Here is a 17282-nt window from a genome sequence, read left to right on the forward strand (position 1 = left end):
CAACCTGCAACCTATTAGCCTACTTCACCACCACCATCCGCTGCACGGCCGAAAACGAGCCGGCGGACATCCGCAGCAGGTACGCCCCGCTCGAAACTGTCGCGCCCGCGTCCGTGCGGCCGTTCCAGCTCGCCTCGTGGCGGCCGGCCGGCAGCTCCCCGTCGAACACCCGGGCCACTTCGCGGCCCAGCATGTCGTATACCGTCAGGCGAACCTGCGCCGCCTCGGGCAGCGCGAAACGGATCGTCGTCGTCGGATTGAACGGGTTCGGGTAGTTGCCTTCGAGCGCAAACGCGGTCGGCAGCGCCTCGGCCTGAAGCGTCAGGCCCTCGGCCGCGACGCTCCGCAGCGCGCCAGCCACCGGCGCCGCCGCCTGCGGGCTCTCGGCCGGACCTTCACCCGTCGGCGTGAAGCCGGCGTCGGTGGTAAGCACCAGCTTATCGAGGGCGGTGCCGTCCTCGCGCATCCACACATGCACCGTGTGCGCGCCGGCCGAACCGATGGAGAGCGGCACGGCGGAACCGCCCTTGACCAGCGCGACCCATACCCACTCGTTGAGGGCATTGGTCTGCCAGCCGTTCGTCGTGCTGGAAATCACGCCGTCGATGCCGGCATGCATCGAGTTGGATTTATTGCTCGGCGCGTAGATGCGACCCCAGACGTAATAGCTGCCCGTGGTCGTGAAATCGACATCGAACGACAACTCCGGACTCGTCGTCTCGGCGTTGGTCTTGATCTCCGTGTTGTCGTCGGGCGTGGTGTCCATGTAGCTGCCGCCGCTCGCGCCGGCGTAGGCCGCCGCAGCCACCCAGGTGTCGGCGCCGCGCTGGATGTTGGCGTGGAAATGCTCGGCCTCCATCACCACCATCCCGCCGGCTTCGATAAAGCCGCCGGTGCCGCCCGTCCCGTCCGTCACCGTCACGCTCTGGCTCGCGGTACCGGTCGCGCCTTCGTCGTCCGTCACCGTGAGCGCCACCGTGTAGGTGCCGGCCGCCGCGTAGGTGTGCGACGCGGTCGCGCCGGAGCCGGTCGCGCCGTCGCCAAAGGTCCACGCATAACTCACGATCGTGCCGTCGCTGTCCGAGGACGCGCTGCCGTCGACCGACAACGCGAGGTCGGTCGCCGAATGCGTGAAGCTGGCCACGGGCGCGTTGTTGCCGGTGCCGCCGCCATCGCGCGGGCTCTCAGCGGGCCCGATGCCCTCCGGCGCGAAGCCGGCGTCGGTGGAGAGGATGATCTTGTCGACCGACGCACCGTCCTCCGCCATCCAGACATGCACGGTGTGGATGCCGGGCGTATCCACCGTGATCGTGGCGTCGGTGCCATCGAGCCGTCCGTTGGTCCACGTCCACGCCCCGAAGGTGCTGACGCTCATCGGACTGGCGTCGGCGACGCCTCCGATGCCTGAAAACGTTTTGTTGCTTTTCGAATCGTTGCCCCAGATGCGGTGCCAGACGTAGTAGGTGCCCGTCGTCGTGAAGTTCACCTCGAACACCTGTTCCGGGCTCACCGCCTCGGGAGCCGTCCGGATGCGGGTGCCGTCGTCGGGCGTCGCCTGCATGGCGCCGGCGCCGCTGAAGCCGGCGTTGGCGGTCGCCAGCGTCCAGGCATGACCATCCCGGTCCACCTGGCTCTGTGCGTTTTCGGATTCCATCGACACGAGTCCGCCCGCTTCCAGGAACGCGCCGGTGCCGCCCGTGCCCGCGCTGACGGTCACGCTCTTGCTCGTCGTCCCGGTCAGCCCCTCGCCATCCGTCACCGTCAGCCCGACGGTATAGGTGCCGGCCGCCGCATAAGTGTGCGAAGCCGTCATGCCGGAACCCGTCGCCCCGTCGCCGAACGTCCAGGCATAACTCACGATCCCGCCGTCATCCGTGGAGGCCGAGCCATCCACGTTCACGGTCAGGCCGGTGCTCGTGAACGAAAAATTGGCGCTAGGCGGGGTGTTGCCCACCGTTCCATCCTCGACGATCGTCATCCGCTGGTTGATGGCCGCACTGGGCAGCACGGTCACCGCGCCGGAGGGCCACGTCACCTTGATCTCATTGACCGTGGTCGCGCTGCCGAGGCCGAAGTGGGCGGTGCGCTCGTTCTGCGAATGCGAGCTGACGCCGCTCTTGATCTGGCGCATGTAGGTATGCCCGCCGGCCTTCACCTCGATGAGCGCGCCGATGGCGGCCCGGTTGCTGACCGTGGCCTGCAGGTCGATTTCCAGCCAGTTCTGCTTCCCGGCCGTGTCGTTGCGGTAGAGAAACAGATTGCCGTTGAGGTTGACGACCGCAAAATCGACGTCGCCGTCGCGGTCGTAGTCCGCCGCGGCCGAACCGCGCGAATCGCCTGAAATCATGCCGGCAGCGACGGAGATGTCGGTGAACGTGCCGTCGCCGTCGTTCTGGAACAGCTCGTCCTTCATCTGGGTCGGCGCGATCACGCCAACGAGCAGCTCCTCGTAGCCGTCGTGGTTGAGGTCGAAGAAGTTGACCGCCCACGAGTCGAAGCTTTTCACGCCGGCGGCCGGCGCCGAATTTTCGCTCCAGGTGCCGCCCGGATTGCCCTTGTAGAGGACGTTGTTCTCCGCCACGGGCTCGATCCCGCCCGGGTTGGCGAGGTCGGACATGTAGATGTCCCAGTCGCCGTCGAGGTCGATATCCGCCAGGTCGATGCCCATGCCGGCGCCCGAGTCGTCGCCGATGCCGGGCATCGTGGCGGTTAATTCGGTGAACGTGCCGTCGCCGTTGTTGTGGAAATACTGATCGTGATGGTACGGCGAGGGCTGCTGCACGTTGACGACGTAGAGATCGGGGTACGCGTCGTCATCCATGAGACCGCCGAAAACGACGAGCGTCGGGCGGTCCATGACCGGATCGCCGTTGAACAGGCCGGCGCTCGTGGTCACGTTCGTGAAGGTGCCGTTGCAGTTGTTTTTGTAGAGCGCATTGCGGTTCACATCGGAGCCGCCGGCGTCCCACACCATGGTGCCCACGAAGAGGTCGATGCAGCTGTCGAGGTCGTAATCCAGCCACGTCGCAGTGTAGCTCTTGTACCCTCCGTTGGGCCCAAAGGCCACCGGCGGCCGGTTGTCTACCCCGGCGGAGGCGGCGACTTCGACAAACATCGGGGTGGATTCTGCGTTGCCGTTTTCGACCCAGAGGTTCTTCAGCAGGAAGTTCGGCGAGCCGTCCGGATCGTACAGATCGCTGCCGCCGACCGTGATGTAGATGTCCATGTCGCCGTCGTTGTCATAGTCGGCGAACACGGAGCCGGTCATTTCGACGACCGGGAGCGAGGGCAGGAGCGCGTCCTTCCGGGTGAACGATCCGTTCCCGTTATTCCGGAAGAAATGCGGCAATTCGCCGCCGCCGTTGGGCAGGAAAAGGTCCGGAAAGCCGTCGTTGTCGTAGTCGATCCAGTTGACGCCCAGGCCGTGACGCGAGGTGCTATCGTAGATATCGCCGCCGACGCCGGCGCTGGCCGCCACCTCGGTGAAGGCGATCTGCGCGAAGGCGGCGCCAGGTGCACAGAGGGCGAGGGCGACGCCAACCCATATGGCCCCTCGCGACAGGTTGTTGATGTTCATAGAACCCCCCAGAGGTAACGTGCAGTAGGTCGTACAGGGAATGGGGGGCGATCCGGTAAACACATCGAACGGTTAGGCCGATGCGGGACAGGCGGCAAACATAGGGCCCGCCTGGTGGGTAGCGCGGCGCTCCGAAACGATCGTGAGAGACGCCTCGCCTACCGTGCCGTGAACTGACTGGATTGGCACAAGGACATGGGTACATAAAAAAACGCCGGGAGGCATGAGCCTTCCGGCGCAACATGCGGCGCATCGACCTACCGATTTTGGCGGGGTCGATGCGCCGAAGCGATCATCCGGCGTGTGGCGTCACTTCGCGTACGAGACGGAGCGTACCTCCCGGATGACGGTGACCTTGACCTGACCCGGGTACTGGAGTTCGTTCTGGATTTTCTTGGAAATGTCGACCGCGAGGTTCTCCGCCTCGGCATCCGACACGAGGTCGTGGTTGACGAGGACGCGGATTTCGCGGCCGGCCTGGATCGCATAGACCCGCTCCACACCGTTGAACGAGCGCGCCAGATCCTCGAGCTTCTCGAGCCGCTTGATGTACGACTCCAGCGCCTCGCGACGGGCGCCGGGACGCGCGCCGGAAATGGCGTCGGCCGCCTGCACGACCGGGGCGATGAGGCAGGTCATCTCGATCTCGTCGTGATGGGCGCCCACCGCGTTGCAGACGTCGGGGTGCTCCTTGTACTTCTCGCAAAGCTCCATCCCGACGATGGCATGCGGGTTTTCGATGTCCTCTTCGACGACCTTGCCGATATCGTGCAGCAGGCCGGCGCGGCAGGCGCGATTCACGTCCAGCCCCAGCTCGGCCGCGATGAGCGATGAAATGTGCGCCGTCTCGATCGAGTGGGCGAGCAGATTCTGGCCGTAACTCGTGCGGTAGCGCATCCGCCCGATCTGCCGGATCAGCTCGGGATGCATCCCGTGCAGGTTCAGGTCGATGGCCGTCCGCTCGCCGACCTCCATGATCTCTTCGTTGACCTCCTCGCGCACCTTCTCCACCACCTCCTCGATCCGCGCCGGATGGATGCGCCCGTCCTGGATGAGGCGGACCAGCGAGATGCGCGCCACCTCGCGCCGGATGGGGTCGAATCCGGACAGGATTACCGCCTCCGGGGTGTCGTCAACGATTACTTCGATGCCCGTCGTGGCCTCGAACGCGCGGATGTTGCGGCCTTCGCGCCCGATGATCCGGCCCTTCATCTCGTCGGACTGGATGTTGACCACCGACACGGTGTTCTCGATCGCGTGCGAGGCGGCCGTCCGCTGGATGGCGGTGAGGATGACCTTGCGCGCCTGGCGGTTGGCCGTCAACTTGGCTTCGTCGCGGATTTCCTTCACCCGGCCGGCGGCCTCCAGCCTGGCCTCCTCCACGTACCGCTCGATCATCGCATGGCGGGCTTCCTCGGGCGACATGCCGGATACCTGCTCCAGCTTGCGTGTCTGCTCCTCGAGCACCTGCTGCATCTTCTCCTGCCGCGTCTGGAGGGAGGTCCGGATGGCCGTGATCTCCTGCTCCTTACGCTCGATCGCCGCCTTGTTGCCCTGCAGGTCCTCGGCCAGCTGCGCGGCGGCGCGGCGAAGGCGCTCGGCTTCGCGCTGGCTGCCGCGGCCCTCCTTGCGAAGCAGTTCGATGGCTTCGGTCGCCTTCTGGAGCACGCTCTCCCGTTCGGCGATGCGCTGGGTGCGCTGGCTCAGCTTCTCGAGCCGGCGCTTGTAGACGTGCTTCATGCGGCGGAGGGAGCGCTTCGTCTCCTGCGTTTCGCGCTGGAGCGTCTCCTCCCGCATCGCGATATCCGCCTCGACTTTCTCGATCCGCTCAAACCGGATCCGCTTCACTTCCTGCTCAGCTTCATCCAGCAACCGCTTCGCCTCGTCTCGCGCTTTGCTCACCTGAACCCGCACGCTCCGCGAAAGGAGGAAACGGTCGATGATGATGCCTACCACGATGCAGAGAGCGACCACGGCGACGGCGATGAGATCGCCGAAAACCGCCGTTATATCCATGGTGTATGTACGTTTGTGTGGGAGCGTCCCGCTCAAAACGCCCGGGAAGGACACAAAAATGCCCCGGCCGGTTGCATGATCACACGTAACCAAGCCGGGGCACTTTCATTCATACTAACCCGCTCCGGTGATATGAAGAACTTCCTTCACATTCACACAGTGGGAACCGCTCAAACTCTTCCGGCTTCCCCGGCTCTCCGAAGAGAAATCCCGTGAGGGAGTGGGGCCTGCTGTCGTAGCGTGAAGGGTGGCTCCCTAAGGCATACTAGTAAAGTTCTTATATATGCAGAACGGGTCAGTACAAAGGGCCCTCAAGGGGTCACCATGAGAGCAGTATCGTTTATATCCGACTTTACCTAAGCAGTTCCGTGCGAATCGGGCGCCGGCCGGCCGTGCGAGCGGTCGGTCTGCCGTATTCGGGCTCCGGGTAATCACGCAAAAAAAAATCACAATATCCAGCCCGCCCGCAGGACCGCGCCTATACGGGGCGGACCGAAAAATCGCAGGATCGTGACCTCGCGCCGCGAATCAGCGTCCGCCCTCCACACTCGGCGCCGCGCCGTTCGCCGACGCCCCCATCACTTCCTCCAGCAACGCGTCGAGCTGCGCCACCTCGCGATCGGCCTCGGTCAGAAGCCGGGTGTGGGCGTCCCGGGCCGAAAAGAGCTCTTCCGCCAGCGCAAGGGCGGTCACGACCGCGGTGGTGACTTCCGGCTGCTTCGGAAAGGCCTGTTTGAACGCCTTCATCTTGGCGTCGACGTAGGCCGCCATTTCACGTGTCAGCGCCTCATCCGACTCGGCGATGCGGAGCGGATAGTCGCGCCCCATCACCTGAACCCGTATCGTTTTTTCCATGAGATGATCCGTTAGAGATGCGAGTGGTCCGGTTCGGAGCGGGGATGCGCTCATCCGACGCGGCTGTCTTCTTCCAGAAACCGGTCGATGGCGGTGATAAATCCTTCGACCTTGCGCCGCAGCAGCTCCGGGTCGCCTTCCAGCGCCAGCGCGGCCGTGCCGGCTCCACCGTCGCCCGCCGCCTCCGGCATGCCCCGTTCGAGTTCGGCGATACGCTTCTGCAGGGCCGCATTTTCCTGGCGGAGCGCTTGAAGCTCGTGCGCCGCCGCCTGCACGCGATCCCGCAGACGCCGGAGCGAGCGCAGGCCTTTCAGGCCGGGTGCCGCCTCGGGCTGGCCTTCCGTTCCACCCGAAGCGGCTTCGCCGCCCGGGGCGGGGTTCGATTCATCGCGATCTGGCACTTCCGATGCGTCCATAGCGTCTGCCTTTCGTCTTGGTTGTGGAAGGGGGACGGGTCCGCCGCCAATATACGACTCAGCGCCGTAGTTCCGCGCCATAATCGGCCGAGAGCCGGTCCAGCACGCGCGTCACGACCCGGTCGACTTCATCGTCCTGCAGCGTCCGGTCGGCCGAAAAACGCAGCCCGAAAGCAACGCTCTTCTTATCCGCCGGCACCTGGTCGCCGCGGTATACGTCGAACACGGTCAGCGCCCGCAGCAGGGTGCCGCCGGCCGATCGGATCGCGGCCGTGAGGTCGCCCACCTGCGCCGAACGGTCCACAATCACCGCGAGGTCGCGATCGACGCTCGGGAAGCGGGAGATCGGGGCATATTTGACGCCGGCGATGTCTGCCGACGCCGCGCCGGCGGCATCCCAGTTCAACTCCGCGAAGAACACGGGCGCCTTGAGGTCGTACTGCCGCTGAACGGCGTCGGAGAGGCACGCGATCACCCCCACATGCCGGCCGCCGATGGATACGTTGGCGTGGTACGCCGTCGCCGGCGTCGCTGCGTAGTCCGGCGTAAAGGCGACCTGCTTCCATCCGAGCCGGCGCGCCAGCCCTTCGACGATGCCTTTCAGGTCGTAATAATCGGCCACCCGCTCCTTGTTCGTCCAGTTCGCCTGCTCGGCCGGCCCGCTCAAGGCCACGAGCAGCGACGTATGTTCGCCGTAACCCGGCACGATGACGTCGGGCGCGTCGGTCTTGCTGAACACGTGGCCGAACTCCAGAAAGCGCAGCGTGTCGTGGCCGTGGTTCTGGTTGTGCGCCATCACGGCCAGCATGCCGGGCAGCAGCGCAGGCCGCAGCGCGGCCATCTCCTGCGAGATCGGCTTGAGCGTTTCCACCACCTCGCCCGGGTGGCCGGCGCCGGTGAGGACGGGCAGGTTGAAGCGCTCGGCCGTCTCGCGGCTGAGCATGCTGTTCGTGTAGATCTCCCGGAAGCCGAGCCCCGTCAGATACTGCTGAGCGCGCTGCGCGGCGCGTGTTTCCGGCGCGACGTAGGGCGCGATGGCCGCCACCGGCACATGGCTCGGCAGCGGAATCCGTTCGTAGCCGTACAGGCGGGCGACCTCCTCGATCAGGTCGATTTCGCGCTCGACATCCGGGCGGTATCCCGGCACGACGCACGCCAGCGCCGGCTCGCCGAGCCACTCGTGTCCGCGCGTCACATCAAAACCGAGCGCTTCGAGCAGCTCCACCATCACGGCGGTGTCGATTTCGACGCCCAGGACGCGTACGGCGCGGGACGGACGCATCAGCACGGTGCGCGCCGGCGCTGGATTCGGATGGGCGTCCACCATGCCCGGCAGCAGCATGCCTCCGCCGAGTTCCGCGATCAACGAAGCCGCCCGGGCGGCGGCCCAGACCTGGCCGTCGCTGTCCACGCCCCGCTCGAAGCGGTACGACGCATCGGTCTGCAACCCGAGCAGGCGCGCCGTCCGCCGGATGGTCGAGGGATCGAAATACGCGCTTTCGATCAGGACGGTGGTCGTCCGGTCGGTCACCTCGGAATTTTCGCCGCCCATCACGCCGGCGATCGCCACGGACCGGTCCGCATCGCAGATCATCAACGTGTTCTCGGGCAGCTTGCGTTCCTTGCTGTCCAGCGTCACGAACGTCTCGCCGGGATGGCTCCAGCGCACGACGATTTTCCGGCCGGCCACCTGGTCGTAATCGAACGCGTGCAGCGGCTGTCCGCACTCGTACATCACATAGTTGGTGATGTCCACCACGTTGTTGCGCGGCCGGAGGCCGATCGCGAGGAGCCGCTGCTTGAGCCACTCCGGCGATTCCTGGATGACGACGCCCTCCACGATCATCGCCACGTACCGCCGGCAGGCCTGCGGCGCCTCGATCTCGACGGCGATGCGCTCCGCGGCGCGGCCTCCCGGCGCGGGCAGGGCGAGTTTGGGCCGCACCAGCGGCAGCCGGCCCACCGCGGCCACATCGCGCGCCACGCCGATATGGCTGATGGCGTCGGGCCGGTTCGGGGTGATGGAGACGTCCAGCACGTAGTCGACCAGCGCCACCCCTTTCTCCGCCAGATAGGCGGAAAACGGCTGCCCGATCGGGGCCGCGGCGTCGAGCACCAGGATGCCGGCGTGATCGTCCGACAAACCGAGTTCGTCTTCGGCGCAGATCATGCCCTGCGATGCTTCGCCGCGGATTTTCGCGCTCTTGATCGTGATCGCCACGCGTTCGCCCGGCTTTTCGCGGTCGGGCAATGACAGGATGGTGCCCACGGTGGCCACGGCCACCTTCTGGCCGGCCGCCACGTTGGGCGCGCCGCAGACGATGGGCACGGGGTCGCCGGCGCCGATATCCACCTGGCAGAGCGTGAGCCGGTCTGCATTCGGATGACGCTGTGTGGCCAGCACGCGGCCCACGACGACGCCGTCGAGCGCTTCGCCGTGGCGTTCCACGTCGTCCACTTCCAGGCCGGCCATCGTGAGCCGGTCCGCCAGCGCATCGGCGTCGAGACCGTGCGCCACGTAGTCGCCAAGCCAGTTATAACTGAGTTTCATGGCCGGGAGGGGTCAGAATTGTTCGAGGAAGCGGATGTCGTTTTCGTAGAAAACGCGGATGTCCTGGATGTTGTAGCGCAGCATGGCGATCCGTTCGACCCCCATGCCGAAGGCGTAACCCGTGTAGCGCTCCGAATCGATCCCGACGGCTTCGAGCACGTTGGGGTCGACCATCCCGCTACCCAGGATCTCCATCCAGCGACCGCCGGCGGGCAAGGCCGGGTTGGGCCACCAGATGTCCAGCTCCGCGCTGGGCTCCGTAAACGGGAAGAAGCTCGGGCGCAGCCGCGTCACCACATCGTCGCCGAAGATCGCGCGCGCGAACAGGTTCAGCATCTGCTTGAGATCGGCGAGCGTCACGCCTTCGTCTACATAGAGCCCCTCGACCTGGTGGAAGAGGCAGTAGGATTTATAGGTGATCGACTCGTTGCGGTATACCCGGCCCGGCACGATCACGCGGATCGGCGGCTTCTTGTTTTCCATGACGCGGATCTGCACGGGCGACGTGTGCGTGCGCAGCACGACGGCCTCGCCGTCGCGTTTGCCCTCGCGCAGGAAGAAGGTGTCCTGCATGTCGCGCGCGGGGTGGTCCGGCGGGAAGTTCAGCGCCGAGAAGTTGTGCCAGTCGTCCTCGATCTCGGGGCCGACCGCCACGTCGAACCCGAAATGCGCGAAGATGCGCTGGATCTCCCAGAGCGTCTGGGTCAGCGGATGGTCCGAACCGAGCGCAACCGGCCGGCCCGGCAGCGTCACGTCCAGGGTCGCGGTCGACGGGGCGGAGGCGGACTTGAGCTGTTGCTGCGCCGTTTCGAGCCGTTCTTCGGCCAGCACCTTGATCGCATTGATCTTGAGGCCCATGGCCGGCTTGTCGGCCGGCGGCACGTTTTTCAGCCCCTGAAAGAGATCCGTGATCCGGCCGCTCTTGCGGCCCAGATACTGGATCCGGAAGGCGTCGATCGCCTCGGCGGTGTCGAGCGTCGCCGCCTCGATGTCGCGGCGCAATGCTTCGAGCTGTTCTACCATAGCGGTGCGGGTTCAGGTGTCGCGCCGGCGGGGCGCGACACGGCCGGGGTTACTACTATGCGGGGATACTACTATGCGGGGGTACTATACAAAAAAGTCCCGCCTGACCTGTTTGACCAGGGGCGGGACTTTTGCAAACGTGCATACCGTAACGTTCAGCACCCCAGTCGGCAGGCGAGCGGCGTGAACGTAAAAAATCGATATACGGGACGGCGGACCATGCTAGTCAGTGTCTGAAAACCTGTCAGCGTCTGAAAATCGTTCGAGGCAAACCGGAGTGCCGAATGAACCCCCGGAGCCGCGTTGGACCCTGACTCAGGTTCAGGCTACGGCTCGTTCTGAAAAACTCAGGCCGCGCCTAGTTTTTCAGATGGTCGACGACTTTCGAGAAGGCGGCCGGATCGTGTACGGCGAGATCGGCCAGGACCTTCCGGTTGAGACGCACTTCCGACTTGCGGAGGGCGCCCACGAGGCGCGAGTACGACATGTCGTTCAGGCGCGCGGCCGCGTTGATACGCGTGATCCACAGACGGCGGAACTGGCGCTTGCGCTGCCGGCGGTCCCGGTACGAGAAGGCGAGGGCGCGTTCAACCGTGTTTTTGGCGACGGTGTAGACCTTGCTACGGCGTCCCCAGTACCCTTTGGCTAGCGCCAGAATCCCTTTGCGGCGCCGGCGAGAGGCTACTCTGTTTGTGGCTCGAGGCATGGAACCTTACTCTGCTTATCAAACTCGTGTGGTAGGAGACGATCAGACGCTGAGCATGCGCTTCATGCGCGGCTCATCGACGGCGCTCACCAGCGTGGACTGGCGGAGGTTGCGCTTGCGCTTCTGCGACTTCTTCGTCAAAATGTGGTTCGCGAACGCTTTTTCGCGCTTCAGCCGGCCGCTGCCGGTAACCTTGAAGCGCTTTTTGGCGCCGCTGTTCGACTTCATCTTGGGCATATGCTCACCATTACGTTTGCCTTCGACCTGCACGGGCAGGTAAAAGTGTGCTCTATACGCCCCCTCAGGGCATACGTTTCCCGGAGTATTTTAAAAAAACAGCGAACGTAACGGGCGGGAGCCGTTACGTCTTTTTCCGCGCCGGCGCCATGATCAGCGTCATGCGGCGCCCTTCCATGCGCGGCGCCTGATCGACGCGGCCCACTTCCTTCAGCTCTTCGATAAACCGCTTCAGGAGCGACTCGCCGTGTTCCTTGTAGAGGATGTCTCGACCCCGGAACTGCACCCAGGCCTTGACCATGTTGCCCTCCTCCAGAAACTGGCGGGCATGCTTGGCCTTGAACTCGAAGTCGTGCGTGTCCGTCTGCGGACGAAACCGGATTTCCTTCAGCACCACGGCGTGCGACTTCTTCCGGGCTTCCTTCTCCTTCTTCTGCTGCTCATAGATATACTTGCCGTAATCGACGACTTTGCAGACAGGCGGGTCGGCATCGGGGGCGATCTCTACGAGGTCGACCCCGTAATTTTCGGCGAGGGCCAGGGCCTCATCCAGCGTGTAGACCCCGTGTTTGCCGTTTGGATCGACGACACGGACTTTGGAGGCGCGAATCTCGTTATTGATGCGAGTTCTTTTCTGAGGTGCTTGAGGCGCTTTTTTCAGACTCATTCTGCGGTTTGTTTCACAATCAAATAGCTACGCGCGGCGATCGAGCGTGAAGCGCCGGCGACGGGGAATCCCCCGAATGGATTGATGTTCTCACGCCCGGCCCTGCCCGAGGTTTCAGTACGAGCCGCCCCATATGAACGAGGAAAGCCCTTTCGCGCTGTTGCAAAAGCAGGTTTGTGCCGGCCGCGCTGTTTCTACGGGCCGCTCCGCAACCGTTCGCGGCCCCGGAGCGCACACGAACCGTGACCGTCCTCCCTGACCGCCGGCGCAGCCGACGCTCCATAAAAACGCAAACGGAGACGCCAGAGCGCCTCCGTTCGCCTTAGTATCGTCTGTTTCGGGCCTCAAGTCAATAGCCCGCACGCGACTATCGGATCGACGAGGCGACTTCCGCCTTCAGCCGATCGATAAAATCTCCGAGGGTCATCGACTCCTGCGCGCCGACCCGGTGCTGCCGCACGGCCACCGTGCCTTCCTCGGCTTCCTTGCGTCCGAGCACGAGCATGTAAGGCACCTTCTGCACCTCGGCGCCCCGGATCTTGTAGCCGATCTTTTCATTCCGGAGATCGGCCTCGACCCGCAGGCCGGCTTCGACCAGGCGCTGACGCACCGCCGACGCGTAGTCGTTCATGTCGATGCTGATCGGGAGCACCGCGACCTGGATGGGCGCCAGCCACACCGGGAAGTTGCCGCCGCAGTGTTCGATCAAGACGCCGATAAAGCGCTCCAGCGAGCCGAACGGCGCGCGGTGGATCATCACCGGCCGATGCTTCTCGTTATCCTCGCCGATGTAGGTGAGGTCGAACCGCTGCGGCAGGTTGTAGTCCAGCTGCACCGTGCCGAGCTGCCACTCGCGCCCGAGGGCGTCCTTGACCATGAAGTCGAGCTTCGGGCCGTAAAACGCGGCTTCACCGGTCGCTTCCGTCGCCTCCAGGTTCATCTCGGCCGCCGCCTCGCGGATGGCCTGCTCGGCCCGCTCCCACTGGCTGTCTTCGCCGACGTACTTCTCCTTGTTCTCCGGATCGCGCAGCGAGATCTGCGCCTTGAAGTCGGTAAACTCCAGCGCCGACAGGACGGTCAGGGTCAGGTCGATCACGTTCTTGAACTCGTCCTTCACCTGGTCGTCGGTGCAGAAGATATGCGCGTCGTCCTGGGTGAAGCCGCGGACACGGGTGAGGCCGCCCAGTTCGCCGGACTGCTCGTACCGGTACACGGTGCCGAACTCGGCGAAGCGCACCGGCAGATCGCGATACGAGTGCATCTTGCTCGCGTAGATCTGCGTGTGGTGCGGGCAGTTCATCGGCTTGAGGAGGTAGCCTTCCTGCTGCTCCGCGTCCTCGAACATGGGCGGAAACTGGCTGTCCTTATAATAGGGATAGTGCCCGCTGGTCTGGTACAGCTCGAGCCGGCCGATGTGCGGCGACACGACGGGTTGATACCCGCGCTTCACCTGCTCGCGCTTCAGAAACTCGGCGAGGTTCTCGCGCAGCATAGCGCCCTTCGGCAGCCACATCGGCAGGCCCGGACCCACCTTGGCGCTGAATGTAAACAGCTCGAGTTCGCGGCCCAGCTTCCGGTGGTCGCGCTGTTTGGCCAGCTCGATCCGTTCGAGGTATTCGTCCAGCTCCTTCTTCTTCGGGAAGGTGATGCCGTAGATGCGGGTGAGCTGCGGCCGCTTCTCATCTCCGCGCCAGTAGGCGCCGGCGACGTTCAGCAGCTTGGGGTTCTTGATGACGCCGGTCGACGGCACGTGCGGGCCGCGGCACAGGTCGGTGAAATCCCCCTGCTCGTAAAACGTGATGGCGCCGTCCTCGAGGTCCGCGATCAGTTCGAGCTTGTACTCGTCGCCCTTGCGGGTGAAGTAGTCGAGGGCTTCCTGCTTGGAGACGGACCGCCGGCTGTACGGCACGTCGCGCTTCGACAGCTCGGTCATCTTGGCCTCGATCGCCTCGAGGTCCTCGGGAGCCAGCTTGCGGTCGCCCAGGTCGATGTCGTAATAAAATCCGTTTTCGATCGCCGGCCCGATGCCGAACTTCACGCCGGGGAACAGCGCCTCGAGCGCCTCGGCCATGAGGTGGGCCGAGGAGTGCCAGTAGGCCATCCGCCCCTCCGCGTCGCGCCACGTCAGAATCTGCACCCGGGCATCACGGTCGATCGGCCGGCTGAGGTCCCATACCTCCCCGTTGACATTGACGGCCAGCGCCATCCGGGCGAGGCCTTCCGAGATGCCTTCAGCGATCGCGAGGCCGGTCACGCCGGCTTCCTTCTCGAGGACCGATCCATCGGGCAGGGTAATCTTGATCATGGCGGAATACACGGAGCGTTCCAGCCCCGCAAATGAAGTTGCATGGGTATGAATCGGCACATACCCGGCCAGTTGACGGCAGGATCCCGGCCCGAAATCGGCGCGGCGTTAATAATTGGTGCGATTCAGGCCTCGACCGCCCGGTCGTGATGCCGCATCACGTACGCGGCGCCGGCCGCCGTGCCGGAAATGGCGCCCAGCACGAAGACGGCGGCGAGGTCGATGTACGTCACGCCCGTATCCATCTGACGCACCAGCGTATCGGCCACGACGAGGGCCCAGAACAGGGATGTTGCCGCGATCACGATCAACGAAGAAAAGGATAGCCGTTTCATGACGTGCCTCCGCGTTTTGTGGCGAGTTGACCCCACAGGATACGGTGTTTTGCGGCCGCGGATGCGGCGCAAACGGTCCTCACGGAACGTTCACCGACGCCAGAAGCGCCTCGATGCGCACGTCGATCGTCTCGGCCACGCGCATCACCAGCATCCGCGGCGGCTCGATCCGGTAATCGCGCATATTCAGCACCCATTCGGCCGTCACCATCAGCCCTTCCCCGACCCGCTGCAATCCCCCCTCAACCTCGATCTCCTGACTGACCCCGTGCAGGGTGAACGTGCCCTGCACGCGCGCCGGCTGCATCTCCGGGATCCCGGGGTCGAACTCGGAGACGAGCCGGCCCTCGAAAACGGCCTCCGGGAAACGACTCGTGTTCAGCGTCTTGCGCATGTCGCGATCGCGCTTGCCGATGCCGGTGTCCAGGGTGTTCAGATCGAGCGTGAACCGCACCGACCGGTCGATGAGGCTGACCCGCCCGCTCAGCGATTCCGAAATCCCGGTAAACCGGTTCACGGGGATCTCGCCGGTGAAGGCCGCCTTGCCGGCGTCGGTGGCGTACTGCTGCGCGTGCGCCGCCGGCGCATACAGGCTAGCTATCAAGAGCAGGATCGGGATGAATTTCATGGTGTGCGCCGGTTCGTGTACCCTTGAGACGCCGACTGCCGGCCCTCCCGTTCCCGACCCGCCCGGATCAGCCCGATTCGCCCGCCCCACGGGGCCTTTGGACCAGGGCAATCGCATGCTCTTCAAACGTGAGCATCTCCCGGTGTGGGAGTATGGGGGTATGGGAGGTTTTGCGGTAAAAATGCCCCCATGCACCCAAACTCCCATACGCTTCTCACGGCCACGGCGAGCATACGATTGCCCTGGCCTTCGGACGCCTGAAGTTGCCCTCGCCGGCCGCGCATCGTAAGTTCAATCAACCATCGGCGAACAGGCTGTCGCCCTCACCTTCATCCCCCCACGTCACATGTCCTCGATCCGCCCCTTTTTCCTGGTCGCGACGCTCCTGCTCGGCCTCTCGTCGTGCGAGGCCCCGACCGATACGCCGCAGCAACCGCCGAATATCGTCATCATCTATGCGGACGACCTCGGCTATGGCGATGTGAGCAGCTACGGCGCCACCGCCATCCAGACCCCGAACATCGACCGGATCGCCGCGGAAGGGTTGCGCTTCACGCACGCCCACGCACCGTCTGCCACCTGCACGCCGTCGCGCTACGCCATGCTAACCGGCGAATACGCCTGGCGCCGGCCCGGGACGGGCGTTGCCCGGGGCAATGCCTCGCTGATCATCGAGCCGGGGCGAACGACTCTGGCGGACGTCATGAAGCAGGCCGGCTACGCCACCGGCGTGGTGGGCAAATGGCACCTGGGCCTCGGCGGGCCGGACGGCCCCGACTGGAACGGCGACATCACGCCGGGGCCTCTCGAACTCGGGTTCGACGAGGCGTTCCTGATCCCGGCCACCGGCGACCGGGTGCCGACGGTGTACGTGAAGGATCGGCGCATCGTCGGGCTCGATGCGTCGGACCCGATCGCCGTCAGCTTCGACGGCCCCATCGGCGACGAGCCGACCGGCAAGGAGCACCCCGAACTGCTCAAGATGCACCCGAGCCATGGCCACGACATGACGATCGTCAACGGCATCAGCCGGATCGGGTGGATGTCCGGGGGGCAGTCGGCCCGGTGGGTGGATGAAGACATGGCCGATGTGATCGCCGGCGAGGCGGTCGGCTTTATGGAGCGCCACCAGGACGAACCCTTCTTCCTCTATTTCGCCACGCACGACATCCACGTCCCGCGCGTCCCCCATCCCCGGTTTGCCGGCCAGAGCGGGATGGGCCCCCGCGGCGACGCGATCCTGCAGCTGGACTGGACCGTCGGCGAAGTGCTCGACGCGCTGGACCGCCTGGGTCTGACCGACAACACCCTCGTGATCTTCTCCAGCGATAACGGCCCCGTCGTCGACGACGGCTACCAGGATCAGGCCGTCGAACTCCTCGGCGACCATACCCCCTCCGGCCCGTACCGCGGCGGCAAATACAGCGCCTTCGAGGCCGGCACCCGCGTCCCGTTCCTCGTCCGCTGGCCCGCGAGCGTCGCCCCGGGCACGACATCCGACGCCCTGATCTCGCAGATCGACCTCATGGCTTCCTTCGCCGCGATGCGCAACGTCCCGCTCACCGACGCCGACGCACCCGACAGCTTCGACCTCCAGCACACGCTGATCGGCCACATGCCGGCCGGCCGCGAGCACCTCGTGGAGCACAACACGGGCGGCACGCTCTCCATCATCCGGGGGGACTGGAAGTACATCGAACCGAGCGACCGCGCCGCCTACAACGCCTACACCAACACCGAACTCGGCAACGCCCCCACGCCCCAGCTCTACAACCTGGCGGATGACCCCGGCGAACGAACGAATGTCGCAGAAGCCCACCCCGACATCGCCGCCGAACTCGCGGCCTTGCTGGAGGGGTTAAAATCAGCCGGCCGGTCGCGGGCGATGTGAAACAACCATGTCATCATGAATAAAAGTTGTCATCCCGACCAGACCGCCGATGAAATCGGTGGGCAGCGGAGGGAC

13 protein-coding genes are annotated in these 17282 nt (G+C 65.0%); 1 reads left to right on the top strand and 12 read right to left on the bottom strand.

The genetic code is table 11. The features are described 5' to 3' along the window. Positions 1 to 19 precede the first annotated feature (19 nt). The 12 genes from R2834_20950 to R2834_21005 form a co-directional block, all read right to left on the bottom strand. Positions 20 to 3577 carry a PKD domain-containing protein gene (locus tag R2834_20950; GenBank protein MEZ4702814.1) on the bottom strand — a complete coding sequence of 1186 codons (3558 nt, stop codon included), beginning with the start codon at positions 3575 to 3577 and terminating at the stop codon, positions 20 to 22. Positions 3578 to 3886: 309 nt separating this feature from the next. Then, complete coding sequence (rny, locus tag R2834_20955) at positions 3887 to 5593, bottom strand: ribonuclease Y (GenBank protein ID MEZ4702815.1); 1707 nt, start codon at positions 5591 to 5593, stop codon at positions 3887 to 3889. 528 nt (positions 5594 to 6121) lie between these two features. Then, complete coding sequence (locus R2834_20960; GenBank protein ID MEZ4702816.1) at positions 6122 to 6448, bottom strand: cell division protein ZapA; 327 nt, start codon at positions 6446 to 6448, stop codon at positions 6122 to 6124. A 50-nt stretch (positions 6449 to 6498) separates the two neighbouring features. Further along, entirely contained in the window at positions 6499 to 6864 is a 366-nt protein-coding gene (locus R2834_20965) for a hypothetical protein (GenBank protein MEZ4702817.1), read from the bottom strand. Between the two features lie 58 nt (positions 6865 to 6922). After that, complete coding sequence (pheT, locus tag R2834_20970) at positions 6923 to 9415, bottom strand: phenylalanine--tRNA ligase subunit beta (protein ID MEZ4702818.1); 2493 nt, start codon at positions 9413 to 9415, stop codon at positions 6923 to 6925. A gap of 12 nt (positions 9416 to 9427) precedes the next feature. Next, positions 9428 to 10438 carry a phenylalanine--tRNA ligase subunit alpha gene (gene pheS / locus R2834_20975; protein ID MEZ4702819.1) on the bottom strand — a complete coding sequence of 337 codons (1011 nt, stop codon included), beginning with the start codon at positions 10436 to 10438 and terminating at the stop codon, positions 9428 to 9430. Between the two features lie 358 nt (positions 10439 to 10796). Continuing rightward, positions 10797 to 11144 carry a 50S ribosomal protein L20 gene (rplT, locus tag R2834_20980; GenBank protein MEZ4702820.1) on the bottom strand — a complete coding sequence of 116 codons (348 nt, stop codon included), beginning with the start codon at positions 11142 to 11144 and terminating at the stop codon, positions 10797 to 10799. 42 nt (positions 11145 to 11186) lie between these two features. Beyond that, positions 11187 to 11381, bottom strand: a complete 195-nt coding sequence (gene rpmI, locus R2834_20985) for a 50S ribosomal protein L35 (protein MEZ4702821.1) — start codon at positions 11379 to 11381, stop codon at positions 11187 to 11189. Between the two features lie 124 nt (positions 11382 to 11505). After that, complete coding sequence (gene infC, locus R2834_20990; GenBank protein MEZ4702822.1) at positions 11506 to 12048, bottom strand: translation initiation factor IF-3; 543 nt, start codon at positions 12046 to 12048, stop codon at positions 11506 to 11508. Positions 12049 to 12415: 367 nt separating this feature from the next. After that, complete coding sequence (gene thrS, locus R2834_20995; GenBank protein ID MEZ4702823.1) at positions 12416 to 14353, bottom strand: threonine--tRNA ligase; 1938 nt, start codon at positions 14351 to 14353, stop codon at positions 12416 to 12418. A gap of 125 nt (positions 14354 to 14478) precedes the next feature. Beyond that, positions 14479 to 14688 (bottom strand): hypothetical protein, encoded by a 210-nt coding sequence (locus R2834_21000; protein MEZ4702824.1) that lies wholly within the window; start codon positions 14686 to 14688, stop codon positions 14479 to 14481. A gap of 79 nt (positions 14689 to 14767) precedes the next feature. Next, entirely contained in the window at positions 14768 to 15316 is a 549-nt protein-coding gene (locus R2834_21005; protein ID MEZ4702825.1) for a YceI family protein, read from the bottom strand. A 346-nt stretch (positions 15317 to 15662) separates the two neighbouring features. On the opposite strand from R2834_21005, the gene R2834_21010 reads away from it, so the two are divergent. After that, positions 15663 to 17207 carry an arylsulfatase gene (locus R2834_21010; protein MEZ4702826.1) on the top strand — a complete coding sequence of 515 codons (1545 nt, stop codon included), beginning with the start codon at positions 15663 to 15665 and terminating at the stop codon, positions 17205 to 17207. Positions 17208 to 17282 lie beyond the last annotated feature (75 nt).

This window comes from Rhodothermales bacterium (assembly GCA_041391505.1).
Classification (GTDB): Bacteria; Bacteroidota; Rhodothermia; order Rhodothermales; family JAHQVL01; genus JAWKNW01.